General features: G+C 64.8%; 19 protein-coding genes. 8 read left to right on the top strand and 11 right to left on the bottom strand.

The window, feature by feature from the left end; genetic code table 11:
- Positions 1-252: 252 nt before the first annotated feature.
- On the top strand, positions 253-885 hold the full coding sequence (locus CK489_RS11565; RefSeq protein WP_502694115.1) for a TetR/AcrR family transcriptional regulator: 633 nt from the start codon (positions 253-255) through the stop codon (positions 883-885).
- A 71-nt stretch (positions 886-956) separates the two neighbouring features.
- Entirely contained in the window at positions 957-1,817 is an 861-nt protein-coding gene (locus CK489_RS11570; RefSeq protein ID WP_095732392.1) for a DMT family transporter, read from the top strand.
- Between the two features lie 36 nt (positions 1,818-1,853).
- On the opposite strand, the gene CK489_RS11575 is transcribed toward CK489_RS11570, so the two are convergent.
- The 4 genes from CK489_RS11575 to lepA all read right to left on the bottom strand — a co-directional run bounded on the left by CK489_RS11575 (position 1,854) and on the right by lepA (position 6,887).
- Positions 1,854-3,026, bottom strand: coding sequence for an acyl-CoA dehydrogenase family protein (locus CK489_RS11575; RefSeq protein WP_095732393.1), 1,173 nt, complete (start codon positions 3,024-3,026; stop codon positions 1,854-1,856).
- Between the two features lie 141 nt (positions 3,027-3,167).
- A complete protein-coding gene (locus tag CK489_RS11580) occupies positions 3,168-4,394 on the bottom strand; it encodes an MFS transporter (RefSeq protein WP_050626878.1) in 1,227 nt (408 codons plus the stop codon).
- 251 nt (positions 4,395-4,645) lie between these two features.
- Positions 4,646-4,981: a hypothetical protein gene (locus tag CK489_RS11585; RefSeq protein ID WP_095732394.1), complete on the bottom strand. Its 336-nt coding sequence runs from the start codon at positions 4,979-4,981 to the stop codon at positions 4,646-4,648.
- Between the two features lie 94 nt (positions 4,982-5,075).
- Positions 5,076-6,887, bottom strand: coding sequence for a translation elongation factor 4 (lepA, locus tag CK489_RS11590; RefSeq protein ID WP_095732395.1), 1,812 nt, complete (start codon positions 6,885-6,887; stop codon positions 5,076-5,078).
- 161 nt (positions 6,888-7,048) lie between these two features.
- Here lepA and CK489_RS11595 point away from each other — a divergent pair, with 161 nt between their 5' ends.
- From CK489_RS11595 to CK489_RS11605, 3 genes are all read left to right on the top strand, one after another.
- Entirely contained in the window at positions 7,049-8,419 is a 1,371-nt protein-coding gene (locus tag CK489_RS11595) for a YARHG domain-containing protein (RefSeq protein WP_095732396.1), read from the top strand.
- Positions 8,420-9,187, top strand: coding sequence for a M15 family metallopeptidase (locus CK489_RS11600; RefSeq protein WP_095732397.1), 768 nt, complete (start codon positions 8,420-8,422; stop codon positions 9,185-9,187).
- A gap of 170 nt (positions 9,188-9,357) precedes the next feature.
- A complete protein-coding gene (locus CK489_RS11605) occupies positions 9,358-10,971 on the top strand; it encodes a glycosyltransferase family 39 protein (RefSeq protein ID WP_095732398.1) in 1,614 nt (537 codons plus the stop codon).
- Positions 10,972-11,136: 165 nt separating this feature from the next.
- Here CK489_RS11605 and CK489_RS11610 read toward each other — a convergent pair whose 3' ends face one another.
- The 5 genes from CK489_RS11610 to CK489_RS11630 form a co-directional block, all read right to left on the bottom strand.
- Positions 11,137-11,463, bottom strand: a complete 327-nt coding sequence (locus CK489_RS11610) for an HPr family phosphocarrier protein (protein ID WP_095732399.1) — start codon at positions 11,461-11,463, stop codon at positions 11,137-11,139.
- Complete coding sequence (locus CK489_RS11615) at positions 11,460-11,861, bottom strand: PTS sugar transporter subunit IIA (RefSeq protein WP_021076632.1); 402 nt, start codon at positions 11,859-11,861, stop codon at positions 11,460-11,462. The genes CK489_RS11610 and CK489_RS11615 overlap by 4 nt, the downstream gene beginning before the upstream one ends.
- A 214-nt stretch (positions 11,862-12,075) precedes the next feature.
- Positions 12,076-12,516: an HPr kinase/phosphorylase gene (locus tag CK489_RS11620; protein WP_095732400.1), complete on the bottom strand. Its 441-nt coding sequence runs from the start codon at positions 12,514-12,516 to the stop codon at positions 12,076-12,078.
- A complete protein-coding gene (locus tag CK489_RS11625) occupies positions 12,513-14,318 on the bottom strand; it encodes a sensor histidine kinase (protein ID WP_198960903.1) in 1,806 nt (601 codons plus the stop codon). The genes CK489_RS11620 and CK489_RS11625 overlap by 4 nt, the downstream gene beginning before the upstream one ends.
- Positions 14,319-14,428: 110 nt before the next feature.
- Positions 14,429-15,130, bottom strand: coding sequence for a response regulator transcription factor (locus CK489_RS11630; RefSeq protein ID WP_016843287.1), 702 nt, complete (start codon positions 15,128-15,130; stop codon positions 14,429-14,431).
- Positions 15,131-15,370: 240 nt separating this feature from the next.
- On the opposite strand from CK489_RS11630, the gene CK489_RS11635 reads away from it, so the two are divergent.
- From CK489_RS11635 to CK489_RS11645, 3 genes are all read left to right on the top strand, one after another.
- Positions 15,371-16,105: a HugZ family pyridoxamine 5'-phosphate oxidase gene (locus tag CK489_RS11635; protein WP_050626883.1), complete on the top strand. Its 735-nt coding sequence runs from the start codon at positions 15,371-15,373 to the stop codon at positions 16,103-16,105.
- A 312-nt stretch (positions 16,106-16,417) separates the two neighbouring features.
- A complete protein-coding gene (locus CK489_RS11640; protein WP_095732401.1) occupies positions 16,418-16,723 on the top strand; it encodes a hypothetical protein in 306 nt (101 codons plus the stop codon).
- 278 nt (positions 16,724-17,001) lie between these two features.
- On the top strand, positions 17,002-18,618 hold the full coding sequence (locus tag CK489_RS11645; RefSeq protein WP_095732402.1) for a phosphoenolpyruvate carboxykinase: 1,617 nt from the start codon (positions 17,002-17,004) through the stop codon (positions 18,616-18,618).
- Positions 18,619-18,713: 95 nt separating this feature from the next.
- Here the strand turns inward: CK489_RS11645 and rocF are convergent, their stop codons facing one another.
- Positions 18,714-19,691 carry an arginase gene (rocF, locus tag CK489_RS11650; protein ID WP_050626884.1) on the bottom strand — a complete coding sequence of 326 codons (978 nt, stop codon included), beginning with the start codon at positions 19,689-19,691 and terminating at the stop codon, positions 18,714-18,716.
- Between the two features lie 139 nt (positions 19,692-19,830).
- Entirely contained in the window at positions 19,831-20,652 is an 822-nt protein-coding gene (locus CK489_RS11655; RefSeq protein ID WP_095732443.1) for an acyl-CoA thioesterase, read from the bottom strand.
- Positions 20,653-20,783 lie beyond the last annotated feature (131 nt).

Here is a 20,783-nt window from a genome sequence, read left to right on the forward strand (position 1 = left end):
ACCAGCGGAACTCCAGGCATTAGCGCCGTCCGCAAACTCCCAGAAAAAGCTTAACAACCGGATGTTGCGCCGCCGAAAATTCGCGCCGGACCATCGTCGCCGGTGCCTACTTTCGTACCATGCGCTGAAGCATGATCCGGGAAAGTGCCAAGCGGTTCTCCGAAAGATGCTTCGGGAGAACAAGCGGACATCGCGAACCTGCGTTGAAATTGGTCGAGCAGGTCCAAAGCGGCTGCTTGATTTAAAGACCGTTTGGTCTATATTTCTCTGATGAACAACCGAACCTCGGCGCCATTGCCCCGCGGTCGCCCGCGGAGTTTCGATGAGGACGCCGCCGTCGAACGCGCGATGGGCGTGTTCTGGTCGCGCGGCTATCACGCCACGGCGCTGCCAGACCTGCTTCGTGCGACGAAGCTCTCGCGTGGCAGCCTTTACGCTGCTTTCGGCGACAAGCACTCGCTGTTCCTGCGCGCGCTCGATTGTTACATCGACGATGCCGTGACACGGATAGATATCGAGCTTGACCCTCGCAAGGATCCAGTGGACGGCCTGCGGGCCTACCTTGCTGGATATGTTGACCGCACGAGCGGCGCCCATGGTCGGCGCGGATGTCTGGTGATCGCCACAACCATGGAACTGGCCGGCCGCGACGCTGACGTTAATCGCCGCATCGCGAGCTTCTTCAAAGTCATGGAGGTGCGGGTGGCGGATGCACTTTCCCGTGCGAAGGCGGCGGGCAAGTTGGCCGACGGTGTCGACCCTGCAATTGCTGCCCGCATTCTCGTCTGTTTCGTTGAAGGGCTGCGCGTGATCAGCAAGACGGCGCCGACGGGCGCCATAACGCACGCCGCCGCCGACGCTCTGCTCGATCGTTTCATCAGGTAGGCAAATCCACCGCCCGTTCTCGAAATCGGCTCGCCGATATATGGACCGATCGGTCGTTAAAGGAGAATACCATGTCCGCGATCCAGATTGTTTGCGCGGTGGCCGTTCCCCTGCTGTGGGGTTATCAGTTCGTGGTCATCAAAGTGGGCGTTACGGAGTTTCCGCCGTTCTTTTTCCTTGCGCTGCGTTTCCTCGCCACCGCGCTCCTGCTCATTCCGTTCGTCAAAAAGCCCACGCGTGAACAGTTGCGTCCTATCGCAGCTATCTCGTTCTTTCTCGGTGGGCTGAATTTCGGGCTCTTCTACGTGGGTCTTGGGCTCGGCTCGGGAAGCATGACGGCTGTTGCATATCTGCTCTCCACGCCCTTCACGGTCCTGTTGGCGTGGCCGCTGCTTGCGGAGAGGCCGTCTCTCACGACCGTCTCGGGAGTAGCGCTTGCATTCGCCGGCGTCTTTGTGTTGAGGGCGGAGCCCGGGCTGTCGGCAAACGGGCTGCCACTGCTGCTGGTGATCGGAGCTGCCTTCGCGTTCGCGGTATCCAACGTCCTGACGAAACGCTACGGCCCTTTTGACCCCTTGATGTTGATGGGGTGGTCGTCGCTGTTCACGGTGCCGCAGGTGATGCTGATGTCGTTGCTGCTTGAATATGGACAACTGGCGAGCCTCGTTGCTGCGGATGAACGTGGCTGGCTGGCACTCGCCTACACAATTTTCATCGGAGGGATTGTCGGATTTGGCCTTTGGTTCTGGCTGATCGCTCGCTGCTCCATGGGGCGAGTCGCCCCGTTCAGTCTGCTCCTGCCGGTGTTCGCCCTCATGTCGAGCGCATTGTTCCTTGGCGAGCCGATGACTCCGAAGTTGATTATTGGTGCGCTGCTGGCGATCTCTGGTGTTGCCTTGACACAGTTTAGGCCGAGCGCTCGAACGATTTGAGCACGCGCCCCGGTTCAAATCTGACTTGATCGCAGCTTAGCGCGTCGTCGGCGGGGCTGCGAGATTGCCCGACAGGATCGCCTTGCCGGCATCCTCGTACTGCGTGTCGCGGGCCTGGATCTGCTGCGCGATCGCATGCATGTCACGAAACCGTCGCTCGAACGGATTCTTGGCGAACACCGCGGTCGCCCCCGACATGTGATAGGCAATGTCGACCACGGAGGCCGACTGGTGGATGGTCCAGGTCGAGGCGATGCGGATCGCGATGCGATGCGCCTCGGTGATGGGACCGCCGCTCGCAAGATCGCTCCAGACGTCGTGTGCGGTTGCGTACAGATAGGCGCGCGCGGCGCGCAGGCTGGCCTCGGTGCGGCCGATCTGGCCCTGCACCGCGTTGTTGTCGCGCATCGCTTTCAGGCCCTGCGGAGTCTTGCCGCGGGCAAGCTCGGTCGCCGCATCCAGCGTCGCGCGGGCGACGCCGAGCGCGGTTGCGGCAAAGCCCATGCTGAACACCATGTTGGTGGTGAGCTTGTAGAGCGGCCCTCCCTCGCGGCACGTGCCGGGATCGTCGCGCAGCGCGGCGAATTTCTCCGGGATGAAGAGGTTGTCGACCGAATAGGAATCGGTGCCGGTGCCTTTGAGGCCGATCACGTCCCAGACGTCGTACATCACAGCTGACGACATCGGGAACAAGATGGTGCGGATCTCCGGCGAGCCGTCGGCCTTCTTGCGCGGAGAACCGTCAGCCTCGACGACACGGACATGGGCGCCGAGCCAGCTCGCCTGCCGCGAGCCCGAGGCGAAATCCCAGCGCGCGCTGGCGCGGTAGCCGCCGGGCTCGGCGCGGACCTCATGGGCGATCGCGCCCCAGGCCAGGATACCGGGCGCGGTGTTGAAGATCTCGTTGGCCGCGTCGGGCTCGAGATAGGCCGCGGTCATCGCGCAGACGCTGCACTGGCCGAGGCACCAGGCGGTCGACGCATCGGCCTTGGCGATCTCCTCCTGCATCTGCATGAAGGCGTCCAGCGTCGCCTCGGCGCCGCCGAAGCGCTTCGGCAGCAGCGCGCGATACAGCCCGTTCTCGACCAGCGCCGCGGTGACGGACGGCGTCAGCCGCCGGGTCCGTTCGATCTCGTCGGCTTCGGCAATGATCAGCGGCGCCAGCGCGCGTGCCCGCTCGACAAGGTCTACTCCCTGCGGCCTGTTCATGCTTTTCCTCGGCCCGTTCTGACATTCTTGTTGAGGGCGCGCGATGGTGACCCATCCGGCAGGGGAGGGCAAGGCGGGACGGCGCCGATGCAGATCAGCTATCCGTCACTGATGACGCGAGCGCGGCGAACGCATCCGCGCTCAGGCGGCGGCGCGGCCGAGATCGAGCGAGGGCCGGCGCTTGGTCGAGAAGCTCAGCGCGACGGCGACCGCGGCGAGGCCGATCGCGAAGGAACCGGCGTGCAGCCATGTGTAGCCATGGAACGTGTCGAACACGTAGCCACCGGCCCACGGCCCGAGCGCCATGCCGAGGCTCGCAAAGGCCGACACCGCGCCGAACACCGTGCCCATGATGCGCGCGCCGAAGAACTCGCGCACCAGCACGGCGTAGAGCGGCATCACGCCGCCATAGGCGAGGCCGAACACGACCGACAGTGCGTAGAACTCGCCGAGCTGCGCCACCGCGAGATACGTCGCGATCGACAGCGCCTGCACCAGGAGGCCGCCGACCAAAACCGGCTTGGCGCCGAGCCGATCCGCCAGAACGCCGAGCAGCAGACGCCCGCCGAGCCCGGAGAAGCCGGCGAGGCTGTAGACGGTCACCGCGGTGAGCGGCGCGATGCCGCAGACCATGGCGTAGGACACCATGTGGAAGATCGGCCCCGAATGCGCCGCGCAGCAAGCGAAATGCGCGAGCGCCAGCGTGATGAACTGCGGCGTGCGCAGCGCCTGCGCCACGGTCCATTCGGTTTGCGGCGCGCTCGCACCCGCTGGGATCGCAACGTTCGTTCCCTGCGGTGCCGGGCGCACCAGGAACGATGCGGGGATCAACAGCGCCCAGGCGGCGATGCCGATCACGAGCATCGCAAAGCGCCAGTCATAGGCCGTGATCAGCCAGCTCGCCGAGGGTGCGACGGTGACGGGCGAGACGCCCATGCCGGCCGACACCAGTGCGACGGCGAGGCTGCGATGCTTGTCGATCCAGGCGCTGGCGAGCGCCATCATCGGCGCATAGAAGCTGCCGGCGGCGATCCCGATCAGCACGCCGAAGCAGAGCTGGAATTGCCACAGGGTCTGCGCGTAGCTTGCGGTCACGAGGCCAAGCCCGAGCAGCAGGCTGCCGGCCAGCACCACGATGCGGGTGCCGAAGCGATCGGACAGCGCGCCCCAGGCGAACGCCGCAAAACCCATGCAGAGGAAGTCCAGCGTCGCCGCCGCCGATACGCCGGCGCGCGACCAGCCCATCGCATCCGAGATCGGTTGCAGGAACACGGCGAGCGACAGCATGGTGCCGAAGCCGACGCAGGTCATCAGCGCGCCCGCGCCGACGACGACCCAGCCATAATCGAACCGAGCGGCCTTGCTCATGCGTTTCCCCGGCGCTGTTGTCTTTTGTGGTGCGCGCAGGGGGATGGTGGCCTATCCGGGGTCCAGGGGCAATATGACGGGCAACATGCCTCTTATTCCGGGATCAGTGGATTGTGAGTTGCGTGCGCGAGATGTCGCAGCGACGCGCGGCTAAAGCGGGATGAGATTGGGCTAGATCGCCATCGCGCTTTAGCTTGTTGTTTAAGCATGATCTTTCCGGAAAACCGCTTCGCGCTTGTCCGGATCATGCTCTACCCGCACTGCCAGGCGCGCCCGATCGGTGTCCAGACCCAGCACGGGCCGTAGCTGCCGCCATTGTAGCGGCCTCCGCCATGGAATCCGGGGCGGCCGAAGTAATGCCAGTCCCCGCCATACCAATATTGCGGCGAATAGTCCGGGTAGCCGCGTGTGGCGCCGCGCGGGCCGAGCACCGGAATGGTCTGATTGGGCGGCTGCCGGTAGCCGGGCAGGAAGCCATAGCCATGCCAGCGGGTAGAGCCGTGCCGCTTCTTCGAGGAGGCGGCCAAGCTCAGGTCCGGCTGCAGCAGTGCGAGGATGACGACGAGGACAGACAGAATGCGCAACATGACCGGAGCTTAGTCGGCGCGCCGCGCCGTGGCGATTCAAATCATGGTGCGTTTTGTTGCTGGGACAAGAACCGGCAACAGGTGCGCCGGCGCCTCAGCTGTCCACCTTGAGTGCGGCGATGAAGGCTTCCTGCGGAATGTCGACCTTGCCGAATTGCCGCATCTTCTTCTTGCCTTCCTTCTGCTTCTCCAGAAGCTTGCGTTTGCGCGTGATGTCGCCGCCGTAGCACTTCGCGGTGACGTCCTTGCGCAGCGCGCGCACGGTTTCGCGCGCGATCACCTTGCCGCCGATCGCCGCCTGGATCGGGATCTGGAACATGTGCGGCGGGATCAGCTCCTTCATCTTCTCGACCATGGCGCGGCCGCGGCCCTCGGCGCGGGTCCGATGCACCAGCATCGACAGCGCGTCGACCGGCTCGGCATTGACCAGGATCTGCATCTTGACCAGGTCCGCCGGCTTGTAGTCGGTCAGGTGATAGTCGAACGAGGCGTAGCCCTTGGAGACCGACTTCAGGCGATCGTAGAAGTCGAACACCACCTCGTTGAGCGGCAGATCGTATTTCACCATCGCGCGGGAGCCGACGTAGGTGAGCTCCTTCTGCGCGCCGCGGCGGTCCTGGCACAGCTTCAGCACGCTGCCGAGATATTCGTCGGGGGTGAGGATCGTCGCCTCGATCCACGGCTCCTCGATCTCGGCGATCTTGACCACGTCGGGCATGTCGACCGGGTTGTGGATCTCGAGCTCGGTGCCGTCGGTCAGCTTCATCTTGTAGATGACGCTCGGCGCGGTCGCGATCAAATTGAGATCGAATTCGCGCGACAGCCGCTCCTGGATGATCTCCAGATGCAGCAGTCCGAGGAAGCCGCAGCGGAAGCCGAAGCCGAGCGCGGCCGAGGTTTCCATCTCGAAGGAGAAGCTGGCGTCGTTCAAACGCAGCTTGCCCATCGCGGCGCGCAGCGTCTCGAAATCGTCGGCATCGACCGGGAACAAGCCGCAGAACACGACTGGAATGGCCGGCTTGAAGCCCGGTAGCATTTCGGTGACCGGCTTCCGGTCGTCGGTGATGGTGTCGCCGACGCGGGTGTCGGCGACTTCCTTGATCGCCGCGGTGATGAAGCCGATCTCGCCGGGGCCGAGCTCATCGACCTGCTGCATCTTCGGCGTGAAGAAGCCGACCCGCTCGACGTCGTAGGCGGCGCCGGTGCCCATCATGCGGATGCGCTGGCCCTTCTTCATGATGCCGTCAACGACGCGGATCAGGACGACGACGCCGAGATAGACGTCGTACCAGCTGTCGACCAGCAGCGCCTTCAGCGTCGCGTCGCGGTCGCCCTTCGGCGGCGGCAGGCGGGTGACGATCGCCTCCAGCACATCGGGCACGCCGACGCCGGTCTTGGCCGAGATCATCACCGCATCCGAGGCGTCGATCCCGATCACGTCCTCGATCTGCTGCTTGACCTTCTCGGGCTCGGCCGCAGGCAGGTCGACCTTGTTCAGGACCGGCACGATCTCGTGATTATTGTCGAGCGCCTGGTAGACGTTGGCGAGCGTCTGCGCCTCGACGCCCTGGCTGGCGTCGACCACGAGCAGGGAACCCTCGCAGGCCGCCAGCGACCGCGAGACCTCGTAGGCGAAGTCGACATGGCCGGGCGTGTCCATCAAATTGAAGATGTAATCCTTGCCGTCCTTGGCGCGGTAGTTGAGGCGCACGGTCTGCGCCTTGATGGTGATGCCGCGCTCGCGCTCGATATCCATCGAATCGAGCACCTGCTCCTTGCCCGCCATTTCACGATCCGACAGGCCGCCCGTCATCTGGATCAGGCGGTCGGCGAGGGTCGATTTGCCATGGTCGATATGGGCGACGATGGAGAAGTTGCGGATGTTGGAAATCGGGGCAGTTGTCATGGGGCGCGGGATAGCATCCGCACCCCCGCGCGGGCAACCATATTGCGGTATTTTGCAGGGGTGTGACGGCGAATCACGGGGGTGTCTCGGGCGGGGTTGCAATGATCGATTTCCGGGCATGTTTCTGCTAGGTCTGGCGGCCGAAATTCGTGGATTTGACGATGCGCTGGACCCTTCTCGCCGCCGGATTGCTCGCCATCTTGTTCGCGGCGCCCGCGGCCGCCGACAAGCGCGTTGCGCTGGTCGTCGGCAATTCGACCTATCAGAACGTGTCGCGGCTGCAGAACCCGAAGAACGATGCGCAGCTGGTGGCCGAGACGCTGCAGCGGCTGGGCTTCGCGCTGGTCGGCGGGCAGGCCCAGGTCGATCTGGACAAGGCCGGCTTCGATGGTGCGATCCAGCGCTTCGGCAGCCAGCTGATGGGCGCTGACGTTGCGCTGTTCTATTATGCCGGCCACGGCATCCAGGTGCGCGGCACGAATTATCTGGTGCCGGTGTCGGCGAACCCGACACGCGAGGCGGATGTCGATTTCCAGATGGTCGATGTCGGCCTCGTGCTGCGGCAAATGGAAGGGGCAGGCACGCGGCTCAACATCGTCATCCTCGATGCCTGCCGGAACAATCCGTTCGGCGGCCGCGGCTTGCGCGCCGCCGATGGCGGCCTCGCCCAGATCCGCGCCCCGGAGGGCACGCTGTTGTCCTACGCGACCCAGCCGGGCAACGTCGCGCTGGATGGCGATGACGGCCACAGCCCCTACACGCGGGCGCTGGTCGACACCATGCAGAAGCCCGGGCTCGACGTGCTCCAAGCGTTCAACCAGGTCGGTCTCGTCGTCAAGCGCGCTACCGGCAGTGCGCAGCAGCCCTGGGTCTCGACCTCGCCGATCGACGGCTCGTTCTATTTCGCCGGCAATGCGCAGGCACAGGTCGCGACGGCCGATCCGCCGGCGACCGTGATCCCGCCGCAACAAAGCCTGCCGCCGCCAAGTGCGTCGCCGCCGGCGCCGCAAGTGGCGCGCACGCAATCGGACTTCATCATTCCGGATTCCGACAGCCGCCTGCTGTTGGAGAGCGATCTCAGGGCGCTCAGCAAGGACGATCTGCGGATTGCCCGCAACGAGATCTTCGCGCGGCGCGGGCGCTACTTCAACGCGCCGGACCTCACCGCGCGCTTCAGCAGGTTCGCCTGGTACGTGCCCCGCTCATGGGATCCGCCGCTCAATGCGGTCGAGAGCGCCAATGTCGCGCTGATCGATCGCTTCGAATCCGGCGGCGCGGCACCAAGCGGTTTCATCTTCCCCGACTCCGACCGGCGTCTGCTGACGCCGGCCGATCTGCGGCGGCTGTCGCGGGACGAGTTGCGGATCGCGCGCAACGAGATCTTTGCCCGCAGGGGCCGCTATTTCGATTCCGTCGATCTTAAGGCGTATTTTTCGCGCTTTCCCTGGTATGCGCCGAACAGCTGGAATCCGAAGCTGAATGCGATCGAGGAGGCCAACGTGGCGCTGATCGATCAGGTCGGGAAACGCTGAATGGCCGCGCGAGGGACGGCCTGCATCGTTGCCGTGCTGGCGCTGCTGCCGCCGCTTGCGCACGCCCAGGGCAGAAGCGAGCTGCTCGATCGCCTGGTGCGCGCCTATCCCGATGCGCTCGCCACCCATGACGACACCACGATCACCTGGCGCGACGGCACGATGATGCCGGTCGAAGACGGCGCCTCCGACAAGCCGTTCGATCAGCTGCTGCGCAATGCATCGATCCTCGACCAGATGCGGTTGTCCTATCCGTTGGGGCCAGCGGCGCCGCCGGCGGTGAATGCCGATCCCGGCCGCTTCCGCAACGAGGCCTTCTTCAAGAAGATGTATGGCGACTGCAACACGGCGGAGGTCCGGCGGAACCTGGTGACCATCACCTGGCTGCCGAAATCCTGGGGCAAGCCGGTTCAGGTCACCCGTGTCAACGGCGTCGCCGAACGGCTGAAGCAGGTTTCCGCCGAGATCGACGCGCTCGACCCGGCGCTGCGCGCCGCGGCGTTTCCGATCGCGGGTGTGCTGTCTTGCCGCGCCGTCGCCGATACCGGGCGGATGAGCATGCATGGCTACGCCGCCGCGATCGACCTCAACCTGAAAGTCTCGGACTACTGGCTGTGGGCGGGCAAAGGTAAAACCATCCCCTACAAGAACCGGATGCCGCAAGAGATCGTCGACATCTTCGAGCGCCACGGCTTCATCTGGGGCGGCAAGTGGTATCACTACGATACCATGCATTTCGAGTACCGGCCCGAGCTTCTCGAAAAGTGACGGCGCGTTGGAGGCGTTCTCACGCCAAGCTGATTTCACTGGCCACAAAAACGCGCTAAAGCGCGCCGATGTGCTGGTGAGCGATCACTCATCGCACGTCCGTTTCCACTCGGTATGATCCCTCGGAAAGCCACGCTCCCCTTTTCCGGGTCATGCCTCAGGCACAGGCCATGTCGACCGCTTCCATTCTTCCTGCCGCCCGGCGCACCACCCGCAGGCTGACGATCCGGCGGATCGCGGCCTGGATCGCCTCGCGCGCCATCGATCCCCGGACCAGCCTGTGGTTCGTGATCGGCTTCGCACTGGTCCACGCGTTTCTCTGGACGCTTATCCTGGTCAAGCTCAAGGCCGCGCAGGATGTCCATATGGACGTCGCGGAGGCCTATGCCTGGGGCCAGCGCTTCCTGCTCGGCTATGGCAAGCATCCGCCGCTGTCGGGCTGGATCGCCGGGGTCTGGTTCAGGATCTTCCCGGTCACCAACTGGTCGACCTATGCGCTTGCGATGGCGACCGTCAGCTTCGCGCTTGTGGTGTGCTGGCTGATCGCGCTGCGCGTCGTCGATCGCCGCCGTGCGTTCTTCATGGTGGTGATGCTCGCGCTCTACCCGATCTTCAATTTCAAGGGCTTCAAGTACAACGCCGACCTCGCGCAGCTGGTGCCGCTGCCGCTGTTGGTGCTGGCCTATCTGAACGCGTTCGAGAAGCGCAGCTTCAAGTCGGGTCTGTGGCTCGGCTTTGCCGGCATGCTGGCGCTGATGACCAAATACTGGGTGGTGACGATGATCGGCGCCATCGGGCTCGCTGCGCTGATCCACCCGCAGCGGACCCAGTTCCTGCGCTCGCCGGCGCCCTGGGTTGCGATCGGCACGATGCTCGTAGCGATGATTCCGCACCTGGTGTGGCTCGAGGAGGTGAATTTCGTGCCGTTCACCTATGCCGGCGACGTCTACGCGCTGTCGAGCCGTGAGCTCAACGTCCAGCTCGTGATCGGCTATATCCTGCACAATCTCGGCCTGCTCGCGATTCCCATCGTGCTGGGCCTCATCGCGCTGTTGCTGGGGTCAGTGCCGTGGCGGCCGTCGGACGTGCTGGCGCGGATCTGGTCGCGCGGACCCAATCCGGCCGTCAACCTTCCGCAGGCGCTCAACGTCTGGATCATCCAGTCGATCGTCGCGATCGGGCCGCCGCTCGGCGCGCTGGCATTCACCGTCTACATCAAGACCGATTGGGGCATCCCGCTGTTCTTCCTGGTGCCGCTTGCGCTGGTTGCGATCCCCTCGCTCAGATTCCCGCGCATGGCGTTGTTCTCGATCACGGCGGTCTGGTTCGTGGCCACGATCGCAACGCTGATCGCCGCGCCCTCGATCGCCACGCAGGAGGTCGCGTCCAACCGCATCGGCGGCTCGACCTACGCCGCGCGCTCCGAGCTCGCGCGTGAGCTCACCCAGACCTGGCAGGCCAAATTCCATTCGCGCTGGGCCGTGGTCGTCGCGCGGTCCGACATCGGCGAGCCGATGACGTTCTACAGTCCGGATCATCCGGCCTCGCTGGTGCCGGGCGAAGCCTGGTCATCGGGGCTGACGTCGCTCGACGAAGCCAAACGTCTCGGCTTCATCGGCATCTGCGACACCACCGATCCGGTATTCCTGCAACCATGCGAGGCATGGATGGCCGAGCACGCCAAGGATGCCGAGCCGCTGGTGATGACCACCATGCGCTTCTTCAACGGCCATCCCGGTCCGTCCACGGCGTGGAAAGTCTATCTGGTGCCGCCGGCGAAGTAGTCGTTTCCGGCCACTCGTGCCGCTTCCGTCATCCTGAGGTGCGAGCTCTTGCGAGCCTCGAAGGATGAATCGGCCGCCGCCCGCGGCGCATCCTTCGAGACGCGCTTCGCGCTCCTCAGGATGACGGGCAGAGGCTTTCGCTTAGTGTAGCGGCTGAGGATCGCCCTACGTGCCTTCCTCGTTGAACTTGCTGGCAACGAGTTCGGCGATGGCGTCGAGCGCCTGCTGTGCTTCTTCGCCTTTCGCGGAGACCACGACGGTGGTGCCGGGCCCGGCGGCCAGCATCATCAAGCCCATGATCGAGGTGCCGCCGACGGTCTCGCCGCCGCGCGTCACCCAGATTTCGGCGTTGAAGCGCTCGACCAGCTGGACGAACTTCGCCGATGCCCGCGCATGCAGGCCGCGCTTGTTGACGATCAAGAGTTCACGCGAAATGGCGCCCGCAGGCACGCCCGGGCCGACATGGTTTGCGCCCGGGGCCTCGTCGCTCATTTGCCTGCGAGAACGCGGCTGGCGATGGTGACGTATTTGCGGCCGGCTTCCTGCGCCATCGCGATCGCGTCGGGCAGCGAACGCTCCTCGCGAACCTTGGCAAGCTTGACCAGCATGGGAAGATTGATGCCCGCGAGCACTTCCACCTTCGGGCGGCTCATGCAGGAGATCGCAAGATTCGACGGGGTGCCGCCGAACATGTCGGTGAGGATCGCAACGCCGTCGCCGCTATCGACGCGGTTCACCGCTTCGATGATGTCGCTTCGACAGAGATCGGAATCGTCCTCGGCCCCGATCGTAATTGCTTCAATTTGTTTCTGCGGACCCATAACGTGTTCGAGCGCCGCTCTGAACTCGTCGGCAAGGCGCCCATGGGTCACCAGCACTAGACCAATCATCGGAAACTCCTCGCGGGCGCCCTTTGGTGCACCGCACGAACGCGCCACTTTGACCATCCAGAGGCCCCGCGCAAGGGGGCATCTTGGCTAGTCTCCCGGTTCCTGGCGGTAGAGAGGGGAGGCTGCGCCGGCAAAATCCGACGCGATAGTGGATGTGATATGGTTACCAATTCCCTTCCCACAATTGGCCGCAAGATTACGGGAACATGAACTTTCAGGTTGTCGTCAGCGCAGCAACAACCAGCGGCAGGGGTTGGAAGCCCGCCGCTACAGGAATTCGCGGTACCAAAACACCATTAAGGCGAGTCTGAAGCGCCTCCGACGACGGCAGCCGCTCGGCGTCGTCGGCAGCAAGGTCGACGATCAGGCCGACCACGGCCTCGTCCGCGAACGGGCAATGGCGGATTCCGAGGCCTCGTATCTCGATCATACCGGCCAATTGCCGGGCCGGACGGACCCACAATTGTTCGCCGGCTGTGTCGAGATGGACACGGTCATCCCCTACCAAAATGGTCGGCGGGAGCGCTCCGGTGCGCCCGGCGAGAATCAGTTCGAAGGCGAGACGCGACTTGCCGGCGCCCGACGGGCCGCGGATCAGCACCGCACGCTCGCCGACCAGAACGGCGGATGCGTGCACGCTTGAATTGTCGCTCATAGGGTCGGCAGCCTGACCACGAAACGAGCGCCGGCCACGGTTGGCTTGCCGTCTTCGTCCGCGGGGCCCGGGCGGTTCTCGGCCCAGATCCGTCCGCCATGCGCTTCGATGATCTGCTTGGAGATCGAAAGGCCAAGGCCGGAGTTCTGGCCGAAGCCCTGGTGCGGCCGGTCGGTGTAGAAGCGCTCGAAGATCCGCTCCAGCGCATCTTCGCCGATACCGGGCCCGTCATCATCGACCACGATCTCGATCTCGCCGCGGGTGCGGCGGCAGACGATGCGCACCTTGTCACCCGGCTTGGAGAACGATTGCGCGTTCGACAGCAGGTTGGAGATCACCTGGCCGAGCCGGGAATCGTGGCCGGGCACCGAGAGCGTATCGGTCGGCCCGCGACCCTCGAAGCGGGCTTCGACGGCGACATCGTGGCCGAGCCGCGTCTCGTTGGCGACGCTGGTCAGCGTCGTCAGCAGCCGGCGCAGATCGACCGGCGCCATGTCCTGGCGCTGCAATTCGGCGTCGAGCCGGCTGGCGTCGGAGATGTCGGAGATCAGGCGGTCGAGCCGCTTGACGTCATGCTCGATCACCGCAAGCAGCCGCGCGCGGCTGTTCTCGTTGCGCGCCAAGGGTAGCGTCTCGACCGCCGAGCGTAGCGAGGTCAGCGGGTTCTTCAACTCGTGGGCGACATCGGCGGCGAACATCTCGATCGCCTCGATTCGGCTGTACAGCGCGTTGGTCATGTCGCGCAGCGCGCCGGAGAGATGGCCGATCTCGTCGCGGCGTCCGGTGAAGTCGGGAATCTCGACGCGGGTCTGGATGCGGTGACGGACGCGCTCGGCGCTTTCGGCGAGCCGCCGCACCGGGCCTGCGATCGTGCTCGCGAGCAGCAGCGACAGCATGATCATGACGGCGGACGCGACCCCGCCGATCTTGAGGATCGCGAGCCGTTCGGACATCACCAACTGGTCGATGTCGTCGCCCTGCGTCGTCAGCATCAATGCGCCGCGCACGGCGCGGAAATGCTGCACCGGAACGGCAACCGACACGATGATCGCGCCGCGGTCGGTGACGCGCACGGCACTGCCCTTCATGCCCTCGAGCGATTGCGCGACTTCGGAATAACCCTTGCCGCCTTCGGGGCCGAGCTCGCGGTAGATCGGCAGGTCGCCGCGATTGAGCCAGGTCTTGATCGTGGCCTTGGTCTTCTCATACAGCGACGGCTTCTCGGACGGCGGCGGCAGTTCCATGCGCAGCACGTCGCCGCGCGCGAACAGATTGCGGCTGTCGAGGATCAGGCCGCCGTCGCGGTCGAAGATGCGGGCCCGCGTCTTGGTCGGCGCGATCAGGCGGCGCAGGATCGGCGCGACGCGCTCGGGATTGATCGGGAAGTCCGCCGATTCATCCGGCTGGCCGAAGCTCTCGCCGGGCTTGAGGTCGAGCAGCCGGTCGGGATCGATGGTGACGGTGTTGCCCTCGACGGTCGCGGACGCCGCGATCGCCTCCGAGATGATCTCGGCATAGACCAGCAGGCTCTGGGTGCGCGCCTCGATCAGGCCGGCGCGGAATTGCGACAGATAGAGGATGCTTGCGACCAGCGCGACGAGGCCGGCCAGGTTGAGCGAGACGATGCGGCGCGTCAGGCTCGAGAACGACAGCGCGAAGAAGAATTGACCGGCGCGGCGCAGCCAGCCGAGCGGCCGGCGCCAGCCCTTCTCCGCCAGATCGTCGGCCACGGCCTCGTGATCGAGGAGCTGTGACGCGTCCTCGGTGTTCAGTCCCTGCTCGAGCTGCGTTCGATCAAGCACTGGCAAAGCTGCCGGTTGGTATGGATGTCGTCCCGCGAAGCAGACAGTCGCCCGAGCTTACCCCAGCCGTGCGGAGCCTGTCAGTTAACAAGCCGCTCCGGATGCGCAGATCAGGCTTCCTTGAAGCGATAGCCGACGCCGTACAGCGTCTCGATCATCTCGAAGTCGTCGTCGACCACCTTGAACTTCTTGCGCAGCCGCTTGATGTGGCTGTCGATGGTGCGGTCGTCGACATAGACCTGGTCGTCATAGGCCGCGTCCATCAGCGCGTTGCGGCTCTTCACCACGCCCGGGCGGGTCGCGAGCGCCTGCAGGATCAGGAATTCGGTCACGGTCAGCGTCACCGGCTCGTTCTTCCAGGTGCAGGTGTGGCGCTCCGGATCCATCCGCAGCAGGCCGCGGTCGAGCGCGCGGGCGTCCGGCTCCTTCGGTGCGGCGGTCGGATCCTTGGGCTGGCCGCGGCGGAGCACGGCCTTGACGCGTTCGACCAGCAGGCGCTGCGAGAACGGCTTGCGGATGAAATCGTCGGCGCCCATTTTCAGGCCGAACAATTCGTCGATCTCCTCATCCTTCGAGGTGAGGAAGATCACCGGCAGGTCCGATTTCTGGCGCAGTCGGCGCAGCGTCTCCATGCCGTCCATGCGCGGCATCTTGATATCGAGGATCGCAAGGTCGGGCGGCGACGTGCGAAATCCATCCAGCGCCGACGCACCGTCCGTGTAGGTCATGATGCGGTAGCCTTCGGCTTCAAGCGCGATCGAGACCGAAGTGAGAATGTTGCGGTCGTCGTCGACCAAGGCGATTGTGGGCATGAGCTGCTTTCACAATGAGAGTGGCTTAAACGGCGGGCACTCTGGCAACGCGCCGTGGAAATGGGCTTCGAACGCGGTCAACGAGCAATGCAAGCTGGGCTGAAGTGTGACCGAGTTCCGCAAAAATACGCTTCTGCGACCCATGCGATGGACCCCATATACCACCCTGAGATCATGAAAACAGGCCCTTTTTTCATCCGGAACCGGCTCGAATCGCCCTCAAAATGATCCGTTAGGCCCATGCAACCGACCGCCGACTTCGATCCTGCCCACCTTGCCCGCTCGCTGCTTCGCCGCAGCCGCCAGGGCGCGCTCGCCACGCTGATGGCCGGCTCCGGCGATCCCTATTGCTCCCTGGTCAACCTCGCCAGCCATCCGGACGGCTCGCCGATCCTGCTGATTTCCCGCTTGGCGCTGCACACGAAGAACATCCTGGCCGACAGCCGGGTGTCGCTGATGCTGGACGAGCGTGCCGAGGGCGATCCCTTGGAGGGCGCCCGGATCATGCTGGCGGGGAGGGCGGAAGAGGTCGCCGAGGCCGGGCGCGAGCTCGCCCAACGGCGCTATCTCGCTGCCCAGCCGTCGGCGGAAGCCTTTGTAGAATTTAAGGATTTTTCGTTCTTCGTGATCCGGCCAAGCGGCGCCCATCTGGTCGCCGGGTTCGGTCGCATCGTCGACCTCAAGCCCGCCCAGTTCCTGACCGATCTCGGCGGCGCCGAAGCGCTGCTGGAGGCCGAGCCTGGTGCGGTGGCGCACATGAACGAGGACCACCGCGAAGCCATGAACCTCTACGCCACGCGGCTGCTCGGCGCCGACAGTGCCGACTGGCTGTGCACCGGCTGCGATCCCCACGGCATGGACATGCAGGCCGGCCGCGCCACGCTGCGGCTGGATTTCCCCGAGCGGGTCAGCAACGGCACCGAGCTACGCAAGATGCTGGTGCGGCTCGTCGGCGAAGCTCGCGCCAAGGGATAGCAGGGGATAGCAAGCGATCGGAAGGGATAGGCAGCACTCGCTGCTGACACCGGGGGCTGCGGCGCCCGGCGAGGCATCGTGTCGCATGCTGCGGCTCCCTGCGCCATCGCTGAGTCGGAGTGCGGTGTCTCTGATAGCGCGATCATTTCGCGCCGGCCGTCACGTCATCACTGATGGGTTCGGCGCGGGTGCGCGGATTTCCGTTGCTGCTGGATCGGAAAATCACCGGGATTGCGAGGCTCGCGGCGCGACGATGCGCGGGGCGTCAGGTGCTGATTGCGTTACCATCGATCGTGACGGCCAGCGATCTAGTTGCGCAACGTGCAAGACATCGCGGAACATTCGCCGATGCCGGGCATTGAAGTCACCCCGCTTCGACGACGGCATGTTGAGCTCAACCGAATGCTCGATGCCGAGCAGATGGTGCTATCCGCGTGCAACACGATCGTGGGCGACATGCTCGGCAGTGCAGCGCAGCGTCAACTCGCGGCAGTCCATTGCAACGACACATCCTCAGCGCGAAACGCATACCCGGCATTCCCCTTGCTTTATGCAGCGATCGGCGCACGCACACGCCGATCGCTGGCACTCTTTGTGCATCGCAAGCCTTGTTCGTAGCGGGAAAGGCGACGAAACGTCGCCCGATCGCGGCGAAAACAATGCGAAAGCGAAAGCAAAGCGAAAGGGTTTCGCGCTGCGGTATTTGCGCCAGATGATGTACCCCTGTTGGAATGAACCAAAAGCCGTTCGACCGGCTTGGCAAGCCCGGCGATCCCCACTATTAGGTCGCCGGACCGGGGCCGAGAGGCTATATTCTGATGACGGTCATCACCGCGACGGGGCGCGACTAGCGACATTCGCGCGAACAAGGATACGCGGGTTCGAGGAGGTTCTTCGTGCAAGAGACGGGCGTGCATAACGGTGCCTTCGGCGCCGACAAATTCGGCTTAAAAAATCTCAAGGGCGTGCATTGGAACTATGGTGCGCCGCAGCTCTACGAGCACTCCTTGCGCAATGGCGAAGCGGTGCTCTCGGCCGATGGCGCGCTCTGCGCGGATACCGGTGAGTTCACCGGCCGCAGCCCGAAGGACAAGTTCACGGTCCGTGACGGCCTGACCGACAAGAGCATGTGGTGGGCCGGCAACCAGTCGATCACCTCCGAGCAGTTCGCAACGCTCCATGCCGACTTCCTCAAGCATGCCGAAGGCATGACGCTGTTCGCGCAGGATCTCTACGGCGGCGCCGATCCGAAGCATCGCATCAAGACGCGCGTCTTCACCGAGCTCGCCTGGCACTCGCTGTTCATCCGCACGCTGCTCATTCGTCCCGAGATGTCGGAGCTCGCGGGCTTCGTGCCGGAACTCACGATCATCGATCTGCCGAGCTTCCGCGCCGATCCGAAACGTCACGGCTGCAAGTCCGAGAACGTCGTCGCGATCGATTTCGCCCGCAAGATCGTCCTGATCGGCGGGTCTTATTATGCCGGCGAAATGAAGAAGAGCGTGTTCACCACGCTGAACTTCTATCTGCCCGAGAAGGGCGTGATGCCGATGCACTGCTCGGCCAATGTCGGCCCCGACGGCGACACCGCGATCTTCTTCGGCCTGTCCGGCACCGGCAAGACCACGCTGTCCGCCGATCCGAAGCGCACGCTGATCGGCGATGACGAGCATGGCTGGAGCGAGGACGGCGTCTTCAATTTCGAAGGCGGCTGCTACGCCAAGTGCATCAAGCTGTCGGGCGAAGCCGAACCGGAGATCTATGCCGCCAGCAAGCGCTTCGGCGCGGTGCTGGAGAACGTCGTGCTCGGCGCCAACGATCGCGTGCCGGATTTCGACGACGGCTCGAAGACCGAGAACACCCGCTCGGCCTATCCGCTCGACTTCATCCCGAACGCCTCGCGCACCGGCCGCGCGCCGCATCCGAAGAACGTGGTGATGCTCGCCGCCGACGCCTTCGGCGTGATGCCGCCGATCGCCAAGCTGACGCCGGCGCAGGCGATGTACCACTTCCTGTCCGGCTACACCGCGAAGGTCGCCGGCACCGAGCGTGGCCTCGGCAACGAGCCGCAGCCGGAATTCTCGACCTGCTTCGGCTCGCCGTTCCTGCCGCGCGATCCGTCGGTCTACGGCAATTTGCTCCGTGAGCTTATTGCGAAACACAATGTCGATTGCTGGCTCGTCAACACCGGCTGGACCGGCGGCAAGTACGGCACCGGCCGCCGCATGCCGATCAAGGTGACCCGCGCGCTGCTCACCGCGGCACTGAACGGTTCGCTCCGCAACGCGGATTTCCGCACCGACAAGTATTTCGGCTTCGCGGTGCCGACCTCGCTGCCGGGCGTCGAGCCGCACATCCTCGATCCGATCAAGACCTGGGCCGACAAGGTCGAGTTCGACAAGACGGCGCGTGCGCTGGTCGGCATGTTCCAGAAGAACTTCGCCAAGTTCGAAGCGCAGGTCGACGCCGAAGTCCGCGCCGCCGCGCCGGAAGTGAAGCTGGCTGCGGAGTAAGCCGCGCAAGCGATACGCGATTTGAAAAGGCGGCCCTCGTGGCCGCCTTTTTTGTTTGCGCACTGGGCCGGGACGACATTGAGTGTGTTGTTCCGCTACTCGCCCATCTCCGGCAGTACCGCATTGCTCGGCGTCTGCCTGTCGGTGATCTGCAGCCCGAACAGGCTGCCGATCAACTCCACCGCGACGCGCGCGGTGCGGCCGCGTTCGTCGAGGAACGGATTGAGCTCGACGATGTCGAGCGAGCGCACCAGCCCGGAATCGTGCAGCAGCTCCATGATGAGATGCGCTTCCCGGTAGGTCGCGCCGCCCGGCACCGTGGTGCCGACGCCCGGCGCGATGTCGGGATCGAGGAAGTCGACATCGAACGAGACATGCAGCACGCCGTTCTTCGCCCTGACGCGGTCGATGACGCGTCGGGTCAGCACGGCGACGCCGAACTCGTCGATCTGGCGCATGTCCGCGATCGAGACGCTGCGCTGCCGCAGCAGCTTGCGCTCCAGCGGATCGACTGATCGGGTGCCGATCAGCGCGAGCTGATCGGATGGGATCGAGGCGCGCGGCAATCCACCGAGCAAATCGTCCAGCCCGTCCTCGCCGCACAGGAACGCCGCCGACATGCCGTGCATGTTGCCGGTGATGGTGGTGGCCGGTGTGTTGTAGTCGGCATGCGCGTCGACCCACAGCGCGAACAGCGGCCGGCCTTTCTCTTGCCAGTAGCGCGCAACACCGTTGATCGACCCCATCGACAGCGAGTGATCGCCACCCATGAAGATCGGGATCGCGCCGGAATGCGCCAGCCAATAGGCGCGCTCGGAGAGGGCGCGGGTCCAGGTCTTCACCTCGTCGTAGAACTTGGTGTTGGCCGGCACCGGGCCGTCGGCGACGACAGCCGGGATTGCAAGGTTGCCGTGGTCGTCAACCCTGAAGTCGAGCTGCTCGAGCAGGCGCGCGATGCCCGCGGTGCGCAGCGCGTCCGGTCCCATCAGCGGACCGGGCTGCGACGCGCCAATCTCGATGGGAACGCCAAGCAGCGCGATGCGAGAGGGTTTTGAAGTGTCGGCTTCGGACATGCGGCAGTGCTCCCAAAGGCGTGGAACAGAAGCGACGTGCCAATGTTCCCTCAACCCTTGAAATAGGCAATCCGGTCGTAGCAGACCAATGTGGATATTTGGCTACGATGCGAGCCGGTGGCCGATCCGCTCGGAACGCCTACGCCTTGAAGTAGGCGATCTGCGTCGTGGTCGCGAGCAGGCGGCCGGAGGGCGACCACAATTCGCCGTGCTGGTCGCCGTAGCTCTTGTGGAAGGTTTTCGCGTCGGCCGTGGCCAGCACGCGGGTGGTATCCTCGGCGTCGAGGTCGGCCGCATCGGCGTGGAAATAGGTCGTCAGCGATACCGTGCCGAACGGCACCAGCTCGTGCCGCGCGTGGAAGACGCGGCCGAAGAACGCATCCGACATCGACATCAGCGACAGCGCGTCGAGCTTGCGCGGCACGCGGTCGGCGATCCAGAGTTTTGAATAGGGGCTCGACAGCTCCTTTGCACCGCCGCCACCGGCGAATTTCGGCTCGCCCTCGGCGAAGCGGAAGTCGTACTGGTTGGCCCAGGTCATCGCGAGCTTCGGATAGGGCCGCAGCTCTTCGAACGGCACCGCGCCGGGAAACTCGGCCGGCTGGTGCGACCACGACGGCCGCCGCTCGGCGAACACGGCGGTCGCCAGGGTCGCGACCTCGCCACCGCCTTGCGTCATCTCGACCGACCAGTGCTGGCTCGAGCGGTTGGCCTTGACCAGGCGGACGTCGAGATCGAACACGCCCTCGGCGACCGGCGCGCAGTAATTGACCGTCAGCGCCAGCGGATCGCCCGCGCGCTGCGGGTGCTGCATCAACGCGCGCAGGATGGTCGCGGCCGTGCAGCCGCCGAACGGGCCGACGAAGACCCAATAGTCCGGGCTGGTGCGCCCCTGCCAGCGGCTGTCGCCGGCAGTCACTGCGGTTGCTTCATCGAAAAGGTGCGGGGTCTTGGTGAGCATGGAAGTCCCTAATTCGAATTCGTCTGCCGTCATTGCGAGGAGCCGCCCGGTCCGGCCTCCGGCCGGCCGGATGACAGGCTCCGCGACGAAGCAATCCATGGCTCCGCAAATGTGGAGCGATGGATTGCTCC

Origin of the sequence: Bradyrhizobium sp. UFLA03-84, assembly GCF_002289535.1 — a bacterium.
Lineage (GTDB): Bacteria > Pseudomonadota > Alphaproteobacteria > Rhizobiales > Xanthobacteraceae > Bradyrhizobium > Bradyrhizobium viridifuturi.